Below are 17,008 nucleotides of genomic sequence, written 5' to 3'. Positions count from 1 at the left end.
TGATTAAAGATGGGTGCATATTAACGCTCAGGACCCGACTTATGTTCCCCAGCCTGTTTATCTCCCACGGTTCGCCCATGCTTGCCCTGCAACCCGGCGCCAGCGGCCCGGCGCTTCAACGCCTGGCTGCCGAAATGCCACGTCCCAAAGCGATCGTGGTGGTTTCAGCGCACTGGGAAAGCCAAGAGCTACTGGTCAGCGGCAGCAGCGCCCCGGACACCTGGCACGACTTCGGCGGCTTCCCCCCGGAATTGTTTGCGGTGCAGTACCCGGCGCCCGGCAACCCGCCATTGGCGGCCTCGATTGTCCAATTGCTGCAAGCGGATGGTTTGAACGCCCGTATCGATGAGCGCCGCCCCTTCGACCATGGCACCTGGGTACCGCTGTCGCTGATGTACCCGGCGGCGGATATCCCGGTGGTGCAGGTATCGTTGCCCAGCCGCCTGGGCCCTACCCTGCAGACACGCGTCGGACATGCGCTGGCCAGCTTGCGCGAGCAAGGTGTGTTGTTGATCGGTTCCGGCAGCATCACCCACAACCTGGGCGAGTTGGACTGGCACGCCGGGCCTGAGAGTATCGAGCCATGGGCACGGGATTTTCGCGATTGGGTGGTGGAGAAGCTCGCAGCCAATGATGAAGCGGCCTTGCATGACTATCGTCGCCAGGCGCCCCATGCCGTGCGTAGCCATCCCAGCGACGAGCACTTATTGCCGCTGTACTTTGCACGCGGCGCGGGTGGCGAGTTCAGCGTGGCGCACCAAGGGTTCACCATGGGCGCGCTGGGGATGGACATCTACCGCTTCGGCTGACACGGACCTACCGCTGAAATCCAGGACAAAAAAATCCCCGAACCAGTCGGGGATTTTTTATGTGCGATCAATCAGCCCAGGGGCGGATCAATCTTCGCGGTAGCGACGCAGCTTGAGCTGCTTACCGGCAACGCGCGTGTCTTTCAGCTTGGCCAGCAGCTTTTCCAGACCGTCTTCCGGCAGCTCCACCAGGGAGAAACTGTCACGAACCTGGATGCGACCGATGGCTTCACGTGCCAGGCCACCCTCGTTGAGGATAGCGCCCAGCAGGTTCTTGGCCGCGATACCGTCACGCGCGCCCAGCGCGGTACGGCAACGAGCACGGCCTTCAGCCAATGGAACCGGAGCGCGACGCTCACGATCACCACGGTCTGGACGGTCGCCGGAACGCTCTGGACGATCACCGCGTGGCGCGCTGTTCGGAACCAGTGGACGTTCTTTCTCGATGGCTGCCAGGGTCAGGGCCTGACCGTTGGTAGCTTTGCGCAACAGGGCTGCAGCCAGGGCACGGGGGGTGCAGCCGATATCGGCGGTCAGGCGGTCCAGCAGGTCGCCGTGGGTCGATTCAGCGTCAGCCACCAGTGGCGACAGGCTGTTGGTCAGTTTCTTGATGCGCGCATCCAGAACTGCCTGGGCATCCGGCAGACGCACTTCGGCCACTTTCTGACCGGTTACACGCTCGATCACTTGCAGCATGCGGCGCTCACGCGGAGTCACCAGCAGCAGTGCACGACCTTCGCGACCGGCACGGCCAGTACGGCCGATACGGTGAACGTAGGACTCTGGATCGTAAGGCATGTCAACGTTGAACACGTGGGTGATACGTGGAACGTCGAGGCCACGGGCGGCAACGTCGGTCGCCACAACGATGTCCAGACGGCCATCCTTGAGGGAGTCGATCACGCGCTCACGTTGGTTCTGGGCGATGTCACCGTTCAGCGCAGCGGCTTTGTAGCCTTTGGCTTCCAGGGCACTGGCCAGGTCCAGGGTCGCTTGCTTGGTGCGCACGAACATGATCAGGGCGTCGAAGTCTTCGACTTCCAGCAGGCTCAATACAGCCGAGGTCTTCTGGTCAGCGTGAACCAACAGGTGAGCCTGTTCGATCGCGGTAACGGTCTGGGTCTTGGTCTGGATCTTGACGTGCTCTGGGTCACGCAGGTGACGCTCGGCAATGGCACGGATCGACTGCGGCAGGGTGGCCGAGAACAGTACGGTCTGACGGGTCGGTGGCAGTGCCTTGAAGATGACTTCCAGGTCATCCATGAAGCCCAGCTTCAACATTTCGTCAGCTTCGTCCAGAACCAGATGGTTCACGGTCGACAGGACTTTCTCGTCACGACGCAGGTGGTCGCACAGACGGCCCGGTGTGGCGACAACGATCTGTGCGCCATTACGGATGGCTTTCAGTTGTGGGCCCATAGGCGCGCCGCCGTAAACGGCCACAACGGTAACGCCCGGCATTTGCTTGGCGTAGGTTTCGAAAGCGGTTGCTACTTGCAGCGCCAACTCACGGGTTGGCGCCAGGATCAGGGCTTGCGGTTCGCGCTTGGCAGGATCGATGCACTGCAGGATAGGCAAAGCGAACGCGGCAGTTTTGCCGGTACCGGTTTGCGCCTGGCCAATCATGTCCTTGCCGGCCATGATGATCGGGATCGATTGCTGCTGAATCGCCGAAGGTTCTTCGTAGCCAGTCGCTGCGACGGCTGCCAGAATGTTCGGGTTAAGATTAAAAGCGGCGAAGCCGCCGGTTTCCTGGGTCATGGGTCTGCCTCTAAGTGCATCCGCAAAGACCCATGCTCCAAAGCTGCGCATGCCGTGTTGAGACTCAAGAGTCGCCCTGGCTGCTTTGTCGGCGGGGATTTGCGAAAACGAATGAATGAAAAAGATTCGTCAAGGGAGAGTCCGCTGTGCGGACGTGCAGCCGAAGCTGACTTCGGGGAATTGCGCTACCTAAACGCGGCCCGGTTAAAGGCCGGCGCGCACTATACCGGAAATAGCTGAAAAAGGGAGCTTTTTTTATCGCAAAGCACCGATAAACCGCGCTGCGTCACAGTCTTTGCAGAGATCAGCACCAGGGTCTATTTTTCAAAGGCCCGGCCCTGCTGGTCATGAAGCTTAAACGGTTCACCCAACCTCTCGGACCTTTGGTCCGAAACTCTTCCCCGCGCCCGAGGGCACACCCCATGAATCACCCCAGCAGCAGTCGCGTCAGTCGTGAATTACAGGGCCATGTCCTGCTGTTGGGCCTGGACCGAGTGGCCAAACGCAATGCGTTCGACCTGGATTTGCTCAATGAACTGAGCCTGGCCTATGGCGAATTTGATCGAAACCACGAAGCCCGAGTCGCCGTGGTGTTTGCCCATGGCGAGCACTTCACGGCCGGCCTGGACCTGGCGAATGTCAGCGGCGTGATGGCCGGCGGCTGGCAACCACCGTTGGGCGGCTGCGATCCGTGGGGCGTATTCGCTGGCCCGCGCGTGAGTAAACCGGTGATCGTCGCCGCTCAGGGCTACTGCCTGACCATCGGTATCGAGTTGATGCTGGCAGCGGACATCAACCTGTGCGCAAGCAACACGCGCTTTGCGCAGATGGAAGTGCAGCGCGGGATCTTTCCGTTTGGCGGCGCGACGTTGCGCTTTCATCAGATTGCCGGCTGGGGCAATGCAATGCGTTGGTTGCTCACCGGTGACGAGTTCGATGCCCATGAAGCCCTGCGCCTGGGGCTGGTGCAGGAAGTGATGGCCAGTGAAGATTTGTTGCCCCGCGCCATCGAGCTGGCCAGCCGCATTGCGCGCCAGGCGCCATTAGGGGTTCAGGCGACGTTGATGTCGGCGCGATTGGCGCGAATGGAAGGGGAAACAGTGGCGGCTGCGGCGTTGCCGCCGATGGTAGATCGGCTGCTCAACAGCGAGGATGCCAAGGAGGGGGTGCGGGCGATGGTGGAGAAGCGGCCCGGGGTGTTCAAGGGGATATGAATCGACAGTGATGACCTCTTCGCGAGCAAGCCCGCTCCCACACTTGGAATGCATTTCAAAATGTGGGAGCGGGCTTGCTCGCGAAGGCGTCGGCATAGGCAACTCAAGTCGCCGGTCGAATCGCCTTGATCAACGCCTGCAACGAATACCCCAACTGAGGCGCCAACGCCTCGGCGCGGGCTGACAGTGAGTCAATATCCAAGCCCTGATCCAGCTCCGAAGGCACCAGCAAAATCACATTGCCCTCCTTCACCGGCAATTCCCAGTAATGCCGGTGGTACAACCCGCGCAACAGCGCCGCGCCCAACGGTTTGCCGTCATCGGTGGCCCACTGGTTGATCACCAGCCAGCCGCCAGGGTTGAGTTTCTTCTGGCAGTTTTCGAGGAAACTCCAGGCCAGGTGCCCGACACCTGGGCCGACGTCGGTATAGAGGTCGACGAAAATCAGGTCGGCGGATTCGGCCGTCTCCAGCAATTGCAGGGCATCACCGATACGGATGTACAGGCGCGGATCGTCGTCCAGCCCCAGGTATTCGATGGCCAGGCGCGGCACATCAGGGCGCAGCTCGATGGCTTCGACATCTTCCAGCGGCAGAAACTTGAGACACGCCTGGGTCAGCGTGCCCGCACCCAGGCCGAGGAACAGCGCACTCTCGGGCTGCTCATGGCACAACGCGCCGATCAACATGGCGCGGGTGTAGTCGTACTCCAGCCAACTCGGGTCAGCGGTGAACACGCAGCTTTGCTCGATGGCGTCGCCGAATTCGAGAAACCGGTAATCGGCCACTTCGAGCACACGGATCATACCGAAGTCATCATGGACCTCGGCCAGCAGGCGCTCGACACGCTCCTCTGTCATCACTACTCCTAACGGGTTTGCTGTACGCCAAAGGCGCGATTGTCGGCCAACCGGCGGCAACAGGTCACGCACTAATTGCTGATAACATTGACGCCCGACCGACCATTACCCTATCGAGTTGATGATGAGCCAACCCTGGAGCCCCGACAGCTGGCGCGCCCTGCCGATCCAGCAACAACCCCAGTACCCGGACGCTGCGCACTTGCTGCAGGTTGAGCAGAGCCTGGCCAGCTACCCGCCGCTGGTGTTTGCCGGGGAAGCCCGCGAATTGCGCCGTCAATTTGCCGAAGTGACCCAGGGTCGCGCCTTCCTGTTGCAGGGCGGTGACTGCGCCGAGAGCTTTGTCGAGTTTTCCGCCGCCAAGATCCGCGACACCTTCAAAGTGCTGCTGCAAATGGCCATTGTGATGACCTTCGCTGCCGGCTGCCCGGTGGTGAAAGTCGGGCGCATGGCGGGTCAGTTCGCCAAGCCGCGTTCGGCCAATGACGAAACCATCGACGGCATCACCCTGCCCGCCTACCGAGGCGATATCGTCAATGGCATCGGCTTCGATGAAAAAAGCCGCGTACCGGACCCGGATCGCCTGCTGCAGTCCTACCACCAGTCCACCGCCACCCTGAACCTGCTGCGCGCCTTTGCCCAGGGCGGTTTTGCCGACCTGCACCAGGTGCACAAGTGGAACCTGGACTTTATCGCCAACTCCGCCCTGGCCGAAAAGTACAGCCAACTGGCCGACCGCATCGACGAAACTCTGGCCTTCATGCGCGCCTGCGGCATGGACAGTTCGCCGCAACTGCGCGAAACCAGCTTCTTCACCGCCCACGAAGCGCTGCTGCTCAACTATGAGCAAGCCTTCGTGCGCCGTGACAGCCTGACCAACGACTACTACGACTGCTCGGCCCACATGCTGTGGATCGGCGACCGCACTCGCCAGTTGGACGGTGCCCACGTCGAGTTCCTGCGCGGGGTGAACAACCCGATCGGCGTCAAGGTCGGCCCGAGCATGAACCCTGATGATCTGATCCGCCTGATCGACATCCTCAACCCAAACAACGACCCAGGCCGCCTCAACCTGATTGCGCGCATGGGCGCAGGCAAGGTGGGCGACCATCTGCCTAACCTGATCCGCGCCGTCCAGCGCGAGGGCAAACAGGTGCTGTGGAGCTCCGACCCGATGCACGGCAACACCATCAAGGCCAGCAGCGGCTACAAGACCCGCGACTTTGCGCAGATCCTGGGCGAAGTGAAGGAGTTCTTCCAGGTGCACCAGGCCGAGGGCAGCTATGCCGGCGGGATTCATATCGAGATGACCGGGCAGAACGTCACCGAATGCATCGGTGGCGCACGGCCGATTACCGAGGATGGTTTGTCAGACCGCTATCACACCCATTGCGACCCGCGGATGAATGCCGATCAGTCGTTGGAGTTGGCGTTTTTGATTGCCGAGACGTTGAAGCAGGTTAAGCGCTGAGGTAGTTGTTGCCGGCACTGACGCCTTCGCGAGCAAGCCCGCTCCCACATTTTGATTGGGTTCACAGGTCAAAAAGGTGGGAGGGGGCTTGCCCCCGATGGGGCCCTAAAAACCAACATCCATGGCAAGCCTTAACCGATCTGCACTCACCCTCTGGCAATTAAGCTGCACCCGCTCCAACCCCAGCCAATTGGCCATCTGCCGCAAATTCAACGCCAGCGCCAACATCCCCTGCTCATCCAGCCCCGGCTCCTCTTCGTGCACCGCATGCACCGCCAGACAGCCATTGGCCCGTTCGGCCCGCAGGTCAACGCGGGCGGCGATCCGTTCGTTGTGTAGAAACGGCAGCACGTAGTAGCCGTACACTCGCTTGTCCTGCGGGGTGTAGATCTCCAACCGATAACGGAAATCGAACAGCCGCTCGGTGCGACTGCGCTCCCAAACCAGTGAATCGAAAGGCGACAACAACGCGCTGGCCGGTACGTTTCGCGGCACCTTCGGCTCAGGCAAGCAGTACGCTGGCTGCTTCCAGCCTTGAACCTGGCAGGCCAGGAGTTGACCGTCTTCCACCAACTCTGCCAGGCGACTGCGGCTGTCGGCCGGGTCCAGGCGGAAGTAGTCGCGCAGGTCCTTTTCAGTGCCCACGCCCAACGCGGTGGCGCTGTGCAACAACAAGCCGCGCTGGGCTTCTGCCTCGCTGATACAGGCCTTCAGCAACTCGCCGGGGATCACCCGCTCGGGCAAATCATAGAGCCGTTCAAACCCACGTCGGCCGGCAACAGTGACCAGGCCCGCCGCGAACAACCATTCCAACGCATGCTTTTCATCACTCCAGTCCCACCAGGGGCCCGCGCGCTCTTCACGGGTGGACAAGCTGCCCGCGCCCACGGCGCCTTGCTGCTCGACTGTGCTCAACACGCGCTGAATGACAGCCTGCTGCTCACGGCCGAACCGCGCCATCTGCGAATAAATCCCCTGCCCCAACTTGGCCCGCTCCATGCGCCAGCGCATCAGCGGGTACAGCGCCATCGGTAACAGCGATGCTTCATGCCCCCAATATTCGAACAGCGAACGCCGTCGGCCCTGGCTCCAGGCCGCCTGTTCAAGCATCAAGGGAGAATAATTGCCCAGGCGGGAAAACAACGGCAGGTAGTGAGAACGCACCACCGCGTTGACCGAATCGATCTGCAACACACCGAGGCGTTCGATCAAACGGTTGAGATGCGCGGCCTTGATCTGTGCCGGCGCCTGGCGCCCGGAAAACCCCTGGGCGGCCAGCGCCATGCGTCGGGCTTGTTTGATTGAAAAAGACAGGTCGGTGGGCATGGAACTCTCCGTGTAGGCGCGCCCACTACCCTACTGCATCCGGGTCACTTTCGCAGGGGGTCTTGCCACACAGTCAGGCGACGCTCCTGTTCCACATCGACCCGATTGAGCCCGATATCCTTGAGCGCATCGTCGCTCAGGTTCGCCAGCAACTGCCGCTCGTGCCAACGGCACAGTGCATTCAACACGCCGGTGAACGGCCGCTTCGCCATCAATACAAAACCTCTTTGACCTTTCATCTTCTCGCCCTCCCGTGGGGATGGCGCAAGTTTGAGCGGGCGCTTAAGATCAATCCAACGAATGTTTCTTATGCAATACATCTCAAGGATTGATCAATTGACCAGCTTCCCCAGCATCGACACCGAAGTGCTGCGCACCTTCGTCGCCATCGCCGATCAAGGCGGCTTTACCCGCGCAGGCGAACTGGTCAACCGCACCCAATCGGCGGTGAGCATGCAGATGAAACGCCTGGAAGAAGACGTGCTACAGCGCAAGTTGTTCGAGCGCGATGGCCGCCAGGTGCGGCTGACGCCTGAAGGCCAGGTGTTGCTGGGGTACGCGCGACGCATCCTGAAACTGCACAGCGAAGTATTCAACACCTTGCGTGAGCCCCATATGGTGGGGCTGGTGCGCATCGGTACGCCAGACGACTACGTGATGCGTTTTCTGCCGGGCATTCTCAAATCGTTTTCCAAGGCCTACCCGCTGATCCAGGTCGAAATGCACTGCGAGTCGTCAACGGTGCTGATGCAACGTCGCGACCTGGCGCTGACGGTGATCAGCCGCGAACCCGGCAATGAAATGGGTGAATTGTTGCGCACCGAGCGCATGGTATGGGCGGCAGCGCCGTGCTTTTGCGTGGACGAGCATGCCACCCTGCCCCTGGCAGTCTCCGGCGCCGATTGCTTGTACACCCACTGGACCCGCTCAGCGCTCGAAGCGGCAGGCAGGGATTATCGCCTGGCCTACCACAGCACCAATGGCGCGGCGATACAAGCTGTGGTCAGCGCTGGCCTGGCCCTGATGATCAGCATGGAAAGCCTGGTAAGCGAGGATTTGCGCGTACTGGGCAGCGATCAAGGGTTGCCGCCGCTGCCCTCGATGAACCTGCACTTGCTGCGCAACCCCCAGATGACCTCGCCCATCACCGAATGCCTGGCGGAGTACATCATCGAAGGTTTCAAACTTTAAACGTCAGCATCACCGCGCAGACCATCAGGAACCCGCAGAACAGACCGCGCAGCGTGCGCTCCGGCAAGGCATGGGCAACCTTCACGCCCCAACTGATACTCAAAAGTCCACCCACGGCCAGGGGCGCGCCGATCAGCCAGTCCACCTCGTGGTGCCAGGCGAAGGTCACCAGGGTCACGCCGGTACTCGGCAGGGCCAGCGCCAGGGACAACCCCTGGGCGACCACTTGGGTGGTGCCGAACACGCTGGTCAGCACCGGCGTGGCGATCACCGCGCCACCCACGCCAAACAAGCCGCCCATGGACCCGGACGCCGCCCCAAGCACACCAAGCCAGGGCCAGGAATAGCGCATCTCAGCGCTGGGGGGCGCATTGCGGGTGAACATGCGCAGCAGGTTGTAAGCCGACAGCGCGACAAGAAAGGCGATAAAACCGATGCGCATCAAACCTGCATCCAGGCCCACCGCCCAGATCGACCCCAACCACGCAAAGCTGAAGCCCATGACCGCCAGCGGCAACGCGTGACGCAGGTAAATAGGGTTGCGCTGGTGATAACGCCACAGCGCCAGCATCACATTGGGCACTACCATGACCAACGCGGTGCCCTGGGCGATCTGCTGGTCCAGGCCAAAAAATACCCCCAGCACCGGGATTGCGATCAGCCCGCCACCAATCCCGAACAAGCCGCCCACGGTGCCCAAGGCCACGCCCAATACCAGGTACAACGCTAAATCCAACACGCTTGACTACTCCACGATCCCAAGGGCTGCATGCTACGCAGTCGGCTCTAGCCTGGAAACGCACAGCAACGCACAATGGCTGTGCCAATCTCGCATAAGCGCTTATTCGATGAACCCGAACACCCTGACCGATCAACTCAGCCTGTTTCTGGATGTGCTGGAAACCGGCAGCTTTTCCGCCGCTGCGCGCCGTCATCCGCTGACGCCCTCAGCCGTTGCACGGCGTATCGACAGCCTGGAAAGCTCGGTGGGCAGCCGCCTGTTCCAGCGCAGCACCCACGCAGTGGTGCCGACGCCGGCGGGCCTGGCGTTTGCCGAACGGGCGCGGCGTATCGTCAGCGAGCTACAACTGGCGCGGGCCGAAGCCGTGTCCCTGAGCCATGCGCCTGAAGGCTTGATCCGCGTGGATGCGCCTGCGGCGTTTGGTCGGCGGCACCTGGCGCCGGTGATTGCGGACTTCCTGAATGTGTACCCGGGGCTGGACGTGCACCTGCATCTGATCGACAGCTTTGTGGACATGCAGGGCGCGCATCTGGGCAAGGTCGACCTGGTGCTGCGGGCCGGGCATATCGTTGATACGCGCCTGATTGCCACGCCCTTGGCCAGCATCGTACGTATCGCCTGCGCCAGCCCGGCCTACCTGAAAAACCGTGGCACGCCGACCCACCCGCGCGAACTCAGTGAGCATGACGGTCTCGACTGGGACGGCCTGGCACCCATGTTCGCCTGGCGCTTCGAACTGGACGGACGCCGCGCAACCTACCGCCCGCAGCGCATCCGTATGAGCGCCAACAACGCCGAAGCCCTGCTGTCCGGTGCCCTGGCTGGGCTTGGCATCGCCCATTTACCCACTTGGCTGGCCAGTGAATACCTGGTGCGCGGCGAACTGTTGCCGCTGTTTTGCGAAGACGGCCTGCCCAGCCCGGAAACCACGGGTATCTATGCGTTGCGTCTGGAACAGCAACCCAACGCCCGTAGCCGATTGTTACTGGAATACCTGAAAACCCGTTTCAGCCCGGTGCCGCCCTGGGATCTGGCCTTGCAGAGCGGTCTGATCTGACTGCCCGGACAGATTTATCTGGCGCATTAAACATTTGCCCGCTAGATTCCAGCCCAGACACGCTTTCCCGAGGTACCGCCATGAGCAAGAATCCCGCCCCCTGCGAATCCCTGATGCTGGACAACCAGCTGTGTTTCGCCCTGCACTCCACGTCGTTGCTGATGACCAAGGTCTACAAGCCATTGCTGCAAGCCCTTGGCCTGACCTACCCGCAGTACCTGGCCATGATGGTGCTGTGGGAAGAGGACGGTTTGACCGTGGGTGAAATCAGCAGCCGTTTGCTGACCGATCCAGGCTCTCTTACTCCCCTGCTCAAACGCCTTGAAGCTGAGGGGCTGTTGAGTCGCACACGCAGCCGTGAAGACGAACGGGTGGTGGTGGTGGAATTGACTGAGACTGGGCGGGCACTGCAAGACAAAGCGATGGGTATTCCGCAGTGTATTTTGGGGGCCAGCGGGCTGGAGCTTGAGCAGCTGCGTAAGCTCCAGGCTGATTTGATTGCGCTGCGGGGCAACCTGCAGAACTCAATCTAATAGCATTGAAGCTTTGAAATGTGGGAGGGGGCTTGCTCCCGATAGCGGTGTATCAGCCAAGGAATCGATTGACTGACCCTCTGCTATCGGGAGCAAGCCCCCTCCCACATCGTTTTGCGGTATCCACACAAAATAATTTAAAAATTTATCTTGCGCACAAAACATTAGCGCTATACATTCACCTCATCAACTACTTAGCGCGCAAACATTTAGCACTACACACTCAAGAGGACCACACCATGCAAACTCTCTATACCGCAGTAGCTACCGCAACCGGCGGCCGTGACGGTCGTGCTGTTTCCAGCGACAACATCCTCGACGTCAAGCTTTCTACCCCTAAAGAACTGGGCGGTGCTGGTGGCCAGGCCACCAACCCCGAGCAACTGTTCGCTGCCGGTTACTCGGCCTGCTTTATCGGCGCCCTGAAATTCGTGGCCAGCCAGACCAAGCGCAAAATCCCGGATGACGCTTCGATCACTGCCCACGTTGGCATCGGTCAAATCCCCGGCGGTTTCGGCCTGGATATCGACCTGCACATCAGCCTGCCGGGCCTGGCCCAGGATGACGCGCAAAACCTGGTCGACGCCGCTCACCAAGTGTGCCCGTACTCCAACGCCACCCGTGGCAACGTCGATGTACGCCTGCATGTGACCGTCTGACCTAATAGACGCCCATAAAAAAACCCGACTCAACGTCGGGTTTTTTTCGTATCGGCGGGGCCAGAATTACTTCTTGGCGCGGCCTTTGTACGAACCGCCTTCGCGGGTGTCGATCTCGATCATGTCGCCGATTTCGATGAAATCTGCAACAGCCAGTTCGGTACCGTTTTTCAGTTTGGCAGGCTTCATGACCTTGCCCGAAGTGTCGCCGCGAGCGGAACCTTCGGTGTAGTCAACCTGACGCACGATAGTAGTCGGCAGCTCTACGGAAACCAGGCGGTCTTCGAAGAAGATCGCTTCGCAGACGTCTTCCATACCTTCTTCAACGAACGGCAGAACGGCTTCGATGTCTTCAGCGTTCAGCTCGTACATGGTGTAGTCAGTGGTGTCCATGAACGTGTAGGTGTCGCCGCTGATGAAGGACAGGGTCGCTTCTTTGCGGTCGAGGATCACGTCGTCCAGTTTGTCGTCGGCGCTGTAAACGATCTCGGTCTTGTAACCGGTCAGCAGGTTCTTCAGCTTGGTCTTCATGATGGCGCTGTTACGACCAGACTTGGTGAACTCAGCTTTCTGAACCAGCCAAGGGTCGTTTTCGAGACGGATCACTGTACCGGGTTTCAGTTCTTTACCAGTTTTCATTGCATATATCCGAAATTTGGATGGGATTTACAAAATTCAAGGTGGCGTATCATATCCAACTTTCATGAAAATTCACCAGCGCCGTCGCAAGATCGGCCTGCAAGGCCTGTTCCAGACACCAGTTTTCAGCGTGTTGGTTCACCTCAGGCCAATGTTCCAGCAGTTTTTTCCACACCACGGCCATATCACCCTCCGTGTTCCAGGCCTGCCATAACGCAACCAATGCAGCGCTAGCGGCCGGTGACAAGGCGGCGGTGTACAACGCCAGGAACGCATCGAGCTTATCGAGGTGGATATCCTCGTCCTGGCGATAGATGTGCCACAACAACGGCCGGCCGGCCCATTGGGCGCGCACGAACGAGTCCTCGCCACGCACCGCGTTGAAGTCGCAGCACCACAAAAGGCGGTCGTATTGCTCCTGGCGCACGAACGGCAGCACCTGCACTGTCAGGGCGTCACGTTGAAGAATATCCCCCACCACCAGCCCTTCGACGCCAAGCCAGCGCCCTACGTCCCCGAGGATACGTCCCTCCGGCACCACTAGATGAGTGGCACGCCCGTCCGTCGATAACACGTCCAACCAACGCGCCAGTCCGGCATTTTCGTAGGCAAACAGTGAGATCAGCTGTGCGCCCTCGGCAGGAAACACACCGAGGGTTTGCAGGAATTGTCGCTGTGCAGCCCCATCCTGCTGAAACGCCCGACGCTGTTCCAACAACCCCGCCTCCCGCAGCAGGCCACCGGTACCCGGGCGAAAGCCTGGAAAGAAGAAGTACTTCTGCACACCCTTGAACTTCACCGATGGCAGGCGGTGACAACCCACTACCCAATCTTCGGCGCTCAGGTAATCCAGGTTCATCCACAGGGGCACGCGATCGCGCTCGGCCATGGCTTCCATATACTCAGACGGCAATTGGCAAGCGAACGCGGCGATCACCACATCCGCCGCCGGCGCGTTCTGCCACTCGGCCGGCCAATGGCGCACTTCGACGCCCTCCTGCCATTGCTGGCTCAGCTGCACATCAATTTCGGGGCACATGCGCTCAAAGGCGCGCAGGTCATCAACCCATAAGCGCACTTCGCAACCATGCTCGGCCACCAATTGCCGGGCCAGGCGCCAGGTCACGCCGATGTCGCCGTAGTTGTCGACGACGCTGCAAAAAATATCCCAGCGGGCTTTCATTCCGGGCTCCAACATTCAAAGGCTCGATTGTCCGCATAAATGCGCGGATGCAGAAGGCTTGATCGCGATTATTCTGCACAACGGCTGTGCGACAATCGCCGCCACGCCGCAAATGCCTGCCAGGAGGCCACCATGTCTGATCGCCCGTTGTCGCTGCTCAAGCTGTGTATCGCTATCGCCCTGGGCGTATGGCTGGGGTTTATCGCCATTGCGCTGACCACCTGGCTGGCGTCGCGCTATCTGTTCCCGCAAAGCCTCGCGCCCGTGGCCCAGGCGGTTGAGCAGTTGGCCAGGCCGACGGTGGTGACCCCGGAGCCGCCCAACCGGATGTTCGAGCAATATCAGCAAAACCTGCAAAAACAGGAGCAGCAGCAAACCCTGGACCAGGCCCGCAGCAACGCGCGCAACCTGTCCAACCCCAAGTGCCAGTTCTGGCTGCAACAGGACCAGAACGCCCCCAACGAAAAGACCCGGGCCAATGTCCTGCAATTTTGCGATTGATGATCATGAATAAACACGCCGTCCACCAACTGCTCCTGGAAAAGCTCACCGTCGATCTCGACATCGCCCAACGTGCCGCGCAAACCGCCTACGAAACCGCGACCCACGAAGAAAACATCGCAGAAAACAAATACGACACCCTCGGGCTGGAGGCGTCGTACCTGGCTGCCGGCCAGGCCAAGCGGGTCGAGGAAATCAAACAGGCGCTGGTGCTGTGCCAGAACATGCCACTGCGTGCCTACGATGATCAGCGTGGGATAGAGGTCGGCGCGCTACTGGGCCTGGAGGACGAAAACGGCCGTCAGCAGTGGCTGTTCCTGGCGCCTGATGCGGCAGGTTTGAAAGTGGATGTGGTGGGGCAACCGGTGACCGTCATCACCCCGCGCTCACCCTTGGGCAAAGGCCTGCTGGGCAAGTTCGAGGGGGATGAGGTAGAGATTCTGGTGGCGGGCGCTCGGCAACTGTTTGTGGTTACCGAGGCCAAATAAACCCACTCAGTGAACGGGCAGTTCAACGCCTTCGAACAGCTCTTCCAGTTCCTGCTTGTTGTGGCACTGGATCGCCTTGGCCATGACTTCACGGGTCAGGTGCGGCGCGAACTTCTCGATGAAGTCGCACATGAAGCCGCGCAAGAAGGTGCCGCGACGGAAGCCGATCTTGGTCACGCTGGACTCGAACAACTCGCTGGCATCGAGCACCACCAGGTCTTTGTCGAGGTTGGTGTCCACCGCCATCTTGGCGACGATGCCCACGCCCAGGCCCAGGCGCACGTAAGTCTTGATCACGTCGGCGTCAGCTGCGGTAAACACCACTTTTGGTGTAAGGCCACGGTGGCTGAAGGCTTCGTCGAGCTTGGAACGGCCGGTGAAACCGAACACATACGTCACGATCGGGTATTCAGCCAGGGCTTCCAGCGTCAGCTTCGGCAGCTTGGCCAATGGATGGCCCTGAGGCACAACGACGCAACGGTTCCAGCGATAGCACGGCATCATCACCAGGTCACCGAACAGCTCCAGGGCTTCGGTAGCAATCGCGAAATCCACGGTGCCATCGGCGGCCATCTCGGCGATTTGCATCGGCGAACCCTGGTGCATGTGCAGTGCAACATCCGGGTATTGCTTGATGAAATCGCGGATCACCGGTGGCAATGCATAACGGGCCTGGGTGTGGGTGGTCGCGATGGACAGGGTGCCCTTCTTCTCATTGGAGAATTCCTGGGCGATCTGCTTGATGCTTTCGACTTTGCGCAGGATCTCGCCAGCGGTGGTGATGATGCGTTCACCCGCCGGGGTGACTCGGGTCAGGTGCTTGCCACTGCGTGCGAACACTTCGACGCCCAGCTCGTCTTCGAGCAGGCGGATCTGCTTGCTGATACCGGGTTGCGAGGTGTAGAGGCTTTGAGCGGTAGCGGAAACGTTGAGGTCGTGGTGCGCCACTTCCCAGATGTAGCGCAGTTGTTGAAGCTTCATATGTGTCCCTCAAAGCAAGTAGACGCCACGGGTATCAGCGACGGTATATAACTATATTAAAGGTTCGATGGATAAATCTAGAACTTTTTATCGCTTTCTATCCATCACACGTCATCACTGCGTCGACGTTGCAACGAAGGCACCAGGTAAACCGGCACCGTAGACAACTGCAGCACCCGAGCAGCGGTGCGTCCAAGCGGAGTCGCCGCTGCGGTTGCATGGCTATGACTGCCTACAATAACCAGGTCGACGGACAGTTTGCGCATCTGGTCGAGAATCACCTCACAGGGGTCCCCCTGGATCACCCGTACCGAGCGAATCAACTTCAGGTCCTGCTCCTCGTCCCCCAATTCCTCACGAAAGCTGTCCAGCACCCGCTGCTCGATGGTTGCCATCACGGTGGTCAGCCCCTGACTCTGCCATTCACTCAAGGCCTGCTCATCAAGGTAGCTCTGTAACACCGATTCGGCGAACAGCCCGATAGGCTCGACCACGTGGATCACATACAGGTCCGCCTTGAACGTTCGCGCCAGCGCCAGTGCATGTTGCATCACATAAGGCGCATACAGACCCAGGTCTGTGGCGTACAGCATCGAACGAATCATAGAACCTCCTGGACTGCCAGGATGGCGGAGATGAAATGAGCTTAGCAGCGCCTCGATGACTTCGACTGACTTAGCTCTCGGACTGAACCCTTACCTCATTGCTGATGCCATGGGGCACATGCCCAGTGGCCACCACGTCCCTGGCCTTCTCGCAATGTCCGGCCTGGTCGTCAAAAAATACATCGGCGGCGAAGGCCTCCAGGAACGCGGATTTCTCCAGCCCACCCAGGAACAGCGACTCGTCCAGGCGAATATCCCACTCGCGCAACGTACGAATCACCCGTTCGTGGGACGGTGCCGAACGGGCGGTGACCAGTGCGGTACGAATCGGACATTGCTCGTCTGGAAACTCTCGCTGCAACAAATTGAGCGCCGCCAAAAAGCCTTTGAACGGACCGCCATGCAACGGCTGACGCGCCGACTCCCGCTCGCTGGCCTGGAACGCTTCCAACCCGCCGGCCTGGTACACACGCTCGGACTCATCAGAAAACAACACGGCATCGCCGTCGAAGGCAATCCGCAGTTCTTCGCTGGACGCGCGACGTGGGCCACCGGACAAAATCGTCGCCGCCGCAAAGCCAGCGTCAAGGGCACTGCGCACATCTTCAGCATGGGTCGAAAGAAACAGATGGCAACCAAAGGCTGCCAAATAAGGATAAGGACTACGTCCGCCAACGAAAGCAGCGCGGGAAATATCCAAGCCGTAGTGCTGGATCGAATTGAAGACGCGCAAGCCGGTGTCGGCGCTGTTTCGCGACACCAGCACCACCTCGACCCGAGCCCGGCCGAGGCTGGCGTTGAGACTCAGCAGCTTCTTGACCAGCGGGAAGGCGTCGCCGGTCTCGAGGATTTCTTCCTCGTGTTCGATCTGGTATTTGCGGTACGCCTCGACGCCCTGGGCCAGGTACACCTTGTGGCTGTCGCTCAGGTCGAACAGGGCTCGCGATGAGATGGCCAGCACCAATTTATCGCCCAATCCCTTTGCCATG

At 60.2% G+C, this 17,008-nt stretch carries 19 protein-coding genes; 9 read left to right on the top strand and 10 right to left on the bottom strand.

Features of this window, described 5'->3' with window-relative positions; genetic code table 11:
• Positions 1-41 precede the first annotated feature (41 nt).
• Complete coding sequence (locus tag DYL59_RS02980; protein ID WP_135287835.1) at positions 42-809, top strand: DODA-type extradiol aromatic ring-opening family dioxygenase; 768 nt, start codon at positions 42-44, stop codon at positions 807-809.
• Between the two features lie 87 nt (positions 810-896).
• Here the strand turns inward: DYL59_RS02980 and DYL59_RS02975 are convergent, their stop codons facing one another.
• On the bottom strand, positions 897-2,570 hold the full coding sequence (locus tag DYL59_RS02975) for a DEAD/DEAH box helicase (protein WP_016972326.1): 1,674 nt from the start codon (positions 2,568-2,570) through the stop codon (positions 897-899).
• A 422-nt stretch (positions 2,571-2,992) separates the two neighbouring features.
• On the opposite strand from DYL59_RS02975, the gene DYL59_RS02970 reads away from it, so the two are divergent.
• Positions 2,993-3,784, top strand: coding sequence for a crotonase/enoyl-CoA hydratase family protein (locus DYL59_RS02970; RefSeq protein WP_135287834.1), 792 nt, complete (start codon positions 2,993-2,995; stop codon positions 3,782-3,784).
• 103 nt (positions 3,785-3,887) lie between these two features.
• Here the strand turns inward: DYL59_RS02970 and DYL59_RS02965 are convergent, their stop codons facing one another.
• A complete protein-coding gene (locus tag DYL59_RS02965; RefSeq protein ID WP_135287833.1) occupies positions 3,888-4,643 on the bottom strand; it encodes a spermidine synthase in 756 nt (251 codons plus the stop codon).
• Between the two features lie 124 nt (positions 4,644-4,767).
• On the opposite strand from DYL59_RS02965, the gene DYL59_RS02960 reads away from it, so the two are divergent.
• Positions 4,768-6,114, top strand: a complete 1,347-nt coding sequence (locus tag DYL59_RS02960; protein WP_135287832.1) for a class II 3-deoxy-7-phosphoheptulonate synthase — start codon at positions 4,768-4,770, stop codon at positions 6,112-6,114.
• A gap of 105 nt (positions 6,115-6,219) precedes the next feature.
• On the opposite strand, the gene DYL59_RS02955 is transcribed toward DYL59_RS02960, so the two are convergent.
• Both DYL59_RS02955 and DYL59_RS02950 read right to left on the bottom strand, forming a co-directional pair.
• Positions 6,220-7,440: a winged helix-turn-helix domain-containing protein gene (locus DYL59_RS02955; protein WP_135287831.1), complete on the bottom strand. Its 1,221-nt coding sequence runs from the start codon at positions 7,438-7,440 to the stop codon at positions 6,220-6,222.
• A gap of 44 nt (positions 7,441-7,484) precedes the next feature.
• Complete coding sequence (locus DYL59_RS02950; RefSeq protein WP_167496651.1) at positions 7,485-7,679, bottom strand: DUF1127 domain-containing protein; 195 nt, start codon at positions 7,677-7,679, stop codon at positions 7,485-7,487.
• A 70-nt stretch (positions 7,680-7,749) separates the two neighbouring features.
• Between DYL59_RS02950 and DYL59_RS02945 the strand changes: the two genes are divergently transcribed.
• Complete coding sequence (locus DYL59_RS02945; protein WP_135287829.1) at positions 7,750-8,631, top strand: LysR family transcriptional regulator; 882 nt, start codon at positions 7,750-7,752, stop codon at positions 8,629-8,631.
• Here DYL59_RS02945 and DYL59_RS02940 read toward each other — a convergent pair.
• On the bottom strand, positions 8,621-9,370 hold the full coding sequence (locus DYL59_RS02940; protein ID WP_135287828.1) for a sulfite exporter TauE/SafE family protein: 750 nt from the start codon (positions 9,368-9,370) through the stop codon (positions 8,621-8,623). The two genes, DYL59_RS02945 and DYL59_RS02940, sit on opposite strands and share 11 nt — an antisense overlap.
• Positions 9,371-9,479: 109 nt before the next feature.
• Between DYL59_RS02940 and DYL59_RS02935 the strand changes: the two genes are divergently transcribed.
• The 3 genes from DYL59_RS02935 to DYL59_RS02925 all read left to right on the top strand — a co-directional run bounded on the left by DYL59_RS02935 (position 9,480) and on the right by DYL59_RS02925 (position 11,622).
• Positions 9,480-10,430: a LysR family transcriptional regulator gene (locus DYL59_RS02935; protein ID WP_135287827.1), complete on the top strand. Its 951-nt coding sequence runs from the start codon at positions 9,480-9,482 to the stop codon at positions 10,428-10,430.
• An 80-nt stretch (positions 10,431-10,510) separates the two neighbouring features.
• On the top strand, positions 10,511-10,963 hold the full coding sequence (locus tag DYL59_RS02930; RefSeq protein WP_135287826.1) for a MarR family winged helix-turn-helix transcriptional regulator: 453 nt from the start codon (positions 10,511-10,513) through the stop codon (positions 10,961-10,963).
• 239 nt (positions 10,964-11,202) lie between these two features.
• The gene (locus DYL59_RS02925) at positions 11,203-11,622 is read left to right on the top strand and encodes an organic hydroperoxide resistance protein (protein WP_135287825.1); all 420 of its coding nucleotides are present in this window, start codon (positions 11,203-11,205) and stop codon (positions 11,620-11,622) included.
• A gap of 66 nt (positions 11,623-11,688) precedes the next feature.
• Here the strand turns inward: DYL59_RS02925 and DYL59_RS02920 are convergent, their stop codons facing one another.
• Positions 11,689-12,261: an elongation factor P gene (locus tag DYL59_RS02920; protein ID WP_135287824.1), complete on the bottom strand. Its 573-nt coding sequence runs from the start codon at positions 12,259-12,261 to the stop codon at positions 11,689-11,691.
• 49 nt (positions 12,262-12,310) lie between these two features.
• Positions 12,311-13,444 (bottom strand): elongation factor P maturation arginine rhamnosyltransferase EarP, encoded by a 1,134-nt coding sequence (earP, locus tag DYL59_RS02915; RefSeq protein WP_135287823.1) that lies wholly within the window; start codon positions 13,442-13,444, stop codon positions 12,311-12,313.
• Between the two features lie 132 nt (positions 13,445-13,576).
• Between earP and DYL59_RS02910 the strand changes: the two genes are divergently transcribed.
• The gene (locus tag DYL59_RS02910) at positions 13,577-13,945 is read left to right on the top strand and encodes a hypothetical protein (protein ID WP_135287822.1); all 369 of its coding nucleotides are present in this window, start codon (positions 13,577-13,579) and stop codon (positions 13,943-13,945) included.
• 5 nt (positions 13,946-13,950) lie between these two features.
• The gene (locus DYL59_RS02905; RefSeq protein ID WP_135287821.1) at positions 13,951-14,433 is read left to right on the top strand and encodes a GreA/GreB family elongation factor; all 483 of its coding nucleotides are present in this window, start codon (positions 13,951-13,953) and stop codon (positions 14,431-14,433) included.
• Positions 14,434-14,439: 6 nt separating this feature from the next.
• Here DYL59_RS02905 and cysB read toward each other — a convergent pair whose 3' ends face one another.
• The 3 genes from cysB to DYL59_RS02890 all read right to left on the bottom strand — a co-directional run bounded on the left by cysB (position 14,440) and on the right by DYL59_RS02890 (position 17,007).
• Complete coding sequence (gene cysB, locus DYL59_RS02900) at positions 14,440-15,414, bottom strand: HTH-type transcriptional regulator CysB (RefSeq protein WP_017734418.1); 975 nt, start codon at positions 15,412-15,414, stop codon at positions 14,440-14,442.
• 104 nt (positions 15,415-15,518) lie between these two features.
• Positions 15,519-16,019: a universal stress protein gene (locus DYL59_RS02895; protein ID WP_135287820.1), complete on the bottom strand. Its 501-nt coding sequence runs from the start codon at positions 16,017-16,019 to the stop codon at positions 15,519-15,521.
• A 70-nt stretch (positions 16,020-16,089) separates the two neighbouring features.
• A complete protein-coding gene (locus DYL59_RS02890) occupies positions 16,090-17,007 on the bottom strand; it encodes a 5'-nucleotidase (protein WP_135287819.1) in 918 nt (305 codons plus the stop codon).
• Between the last annotated feature and the right edge of the window lies 1 nt (position 17,008).

Origin of the sequence: Pseudomonas kairouanensis, assembly GCF_004682055.1 — a bacterium.
Classification (GTDB): Bacteria; Pseudomonadota; Gammaproteobacteria; order Pseudomonadales; family Pseudomonadaceae; genus Aquipseudomonas; species Aquipseudomonas kairouanensis.
Note: the sequence above shows the minus strand (reverse complement) of the source record. Positions and strands in the feature narration are given on the sequence as shown.

What these genes read in the sequence shown, in the direction of transcription:
- DYL59_RS02980 (WP_135287835.1), top strand. Translation starts at nt 42, where the DNA reads ATGTTCCCCAGCCTGTTTATCTCCCACGGTTCGCCCATGCTTGCCCTG.
- DYL59_RS02975 (WP_016972326.1), bottom strand. Translation starts at nt 2,570, where the DNA reads ATGACCCAGGAAACCGGCGGCTTCGCCGCTTTTAATCTTAACCCGAAC.
- DYL59_RS02970 (WP_135287834.1), top strand. Translation starts at nt 2,993, where the DNA reads ATGAATCACCCCAGCAGCAGTCGCGTCAGTCGTGAATTACAGGGCCAT.
- DYL59_RS02965 (WP_135287833.1), bottom strand. Translation starts at nt 4,643, where the DNA reads ATGACAGAGGAGCGTGTCGAGCGCCTGCTGGCCGAGGTCCATGATGAC.
- DYL59_RS02960 (WP_135287832.1), top strand. Translation starts at nt 4,768, where the DNA reads ATGAGCCAACCCTGGAGCCCCGACAGCTGGCGCGCCCTGCCGATCCAG.
- DYL59_RS02955 (WP_135287831.1), bottom strand. Translation starts at nt 7,440, where the DNA reads ATGCCCACCGACCTGTCTTTTTCAATCAAACAAGCCCGACGCATGGCG.
- DYL59_RS02950 (WP_167496651.1), bottom strand. Translation starts at nt 7,679, where the DNA reads ATGAAAGGTCAAAGAGGTTTTGTATTGATGGCGAAGCGGCCGTTCACC.
- DYL59_RS02945 (WP_135287829.1), top strand. Translation starts at nt 7,750, where the DNA reads ATGCAATACATCTCAAGGATTGATCAATTGACCAGCTTCCCCAGCATC.
- DYL59_RS02935 (WP_135287827.1), top strand. Translation starts at nt 9,480, where the DNA reads ATGAACCCGAACACCCTGACCGATCAACTCAGCCTGTTTCTGGATGTG.
- DYL59_RS02930 (WP_135287826.1), top strand. Translation starts at nt 10,511, where the DNA reads ATGAGCAAGAATCCCGCCCCCTGCGAATCCCTGATGCTGGACAACCAG.
- DYL59_RS02925 (WP_135287825.1), top strand. Translation starts at nt 11,203, where the DNA reads ATGCAAACTCTCTATACCGCAGTAGCTACCGCAACCGGCGGCCGTGAC.
- DYL59_RS02920 (WP_135287824.1), bottom strand. Translation starts at nt 12,261, where the DNA reads ATGAAAACTGGTAAAGAACTGAAACCCGGTACAGTGATCCGTCTCGAA.
- earP (WP_135287823.1), bottom strand. Translation starts at nt 13,444, where the DNA reads ATGAAAGCCCGCTGGGATATTTTTTGCAGCGTCGTCGACAACTACGGC.
- DYL59_RS02910 (WP_135287822.1), top strand. Translation starts at nt 13,577, where the DNA reads ATGTCTGATCGCCCGTTGTCGCTGCTCAAGCTGTGTATCGCTATCGCC.
- DYL59_RS02905 (WP_135287821.1), top strand. Translation starts at nt 13,951, where the DNA reads ATGAATAAACACGCCGTCCACCAACTGCTCCTGGAAAAGCTCACCGTC.
- cysB (WP_017734418.1), bottom strand. Translation starts at nt 15,414, where the DNA reads ATGAAGCTTCAACAACTGCGCTACATCTGGGAAGTGGCGCACCACGAC.
- DYL59_RS02895 (WP_135287820.1), bottom strand. Translation starts at nt 16,019, where the DNA reads ATGATTCGTTCGATGCTGTACGCCACAGACCTGGGTCTGTATGCGCCT.
- DYL59_RS02890 (WP_135287819.1), bottom strand. Translation starts at nt 17,007, where the DNA reads ATGGCAAAGGGATTGGGCGATAAATTGGTGCTGGCCATCTCATCGCGA.